Origin of the sequence: Corallococcus praedator, assembly GCF_003612125.1 — a bacterium.
In the GTDB taxonomy this organism is placed as follows: Bacteria; Myxococcota; Myxococcia; order Myxococcales; family Myxococcaceae; genus Corallococcus; species Corallococcus praedator.
Map to the genome: position 1 here is coordinate 1 of NZ_RAWI01001137.1, position 427 is coordinate 427.

Annotated in this window: 1 pseudogene; it reads right to left on the reverse strand. The window is 57.6% G+C overall.

The features are described 5' to 3' along the window. Positions 1–427: pseudogene (locus tag D7Y13_RS46495) on the reverse strand (hypothetical protein); the annotation flags it as partial.

Consider the following 427-nt stretch of genomic DNA (forward strand, 5'->3'; position numbering starts at 1 on the left):
AGCCACAGCCCAATCTCAAAGCGGCGGCGAGCGCGCTCTGCTGGTGTACCACGCAGTTGTTCGATCGGCTTGGAACTTGCCCAAGTCAGCGCCACAGGAGTGATTAGCAGCAAAGACAGCACATCTCCAATCCACCACTGCCCAAAATGCAGGCCAAACTGGTTCCAGGCCAAACTGCCGCCCGCACTCAAGCTAGCAACGCCAATTAGCGCACAGAGCGGGGTCAAGAACAGCGCTCCTAACAGCACCAAACTCGCGACATCATGCAGACGAGCAAGCGCGGGCTGTATCTGAAATCGCCGCAGCAGCGTTGCTGCTAGCCACGCCTGTAGTGCTAAACCGCTGGCATATCCGACTCCAGCTAGCCAGGGCAAATCAAGACCGCGACTAAACAGAAATTCACCCAGCCATACTCCCGGCACAAGGG